Source organism: Phytobacter sp. V91 (genome assembly GCF_965644225.1).
Lineage (GTDB): Bacteria > Pseudomonadota > Gammaproteobacteria > Enterobacterales > Enterobacteriaceae > CBFFRJ01.
Genome location: NZ_CBFFRJ010000352.1, coordinates 1 through 286 on the forward strand (window position 1 = coordinate 1; position 286 = coordinate 286).

Annotated in this window: 1 pseudogene; it reads left to right on the forward strand. The window is 39.5% G+C overall.

The features are described 5' to 3' along the window. Positions 1-67 precede the first annotated feature (67 nt). Positions 68-223 (forward strand): annotated as a pseudogene (locus ACSZO4_RS25985) (AraC family transcriptional regulator); the annotation flags it as partial. Between the last annotated feature and the right edge of the window lie 63 nt (positions 224-286).

Below are 286 nucleotides of genomic sequence, written 5' to 3' on the forward strand. Positions count from 1 at the left end.
CAGCTCAGCTAAGGTAAGGCTAATACAGATAAGGACTCCACTGAACCCCACCGATTAAATCGCACCTTCCTTAGGTGTTTATATTCGTAATAAAAAACTCGAAAGTGCTGCATATGATTTATGGGCGACCAACGAATCTATTATTACTATTTCGACTAAATACGGTTTTGATTCCCAGCAAACATTCACCCGGATCTTCAGCAAAAAATATAATATGTATTAGTCGCGACTTGATCTGACACTTGACCTTGAAAGGTTGAGAGTTACCGGTTTTGATATGGGTGTC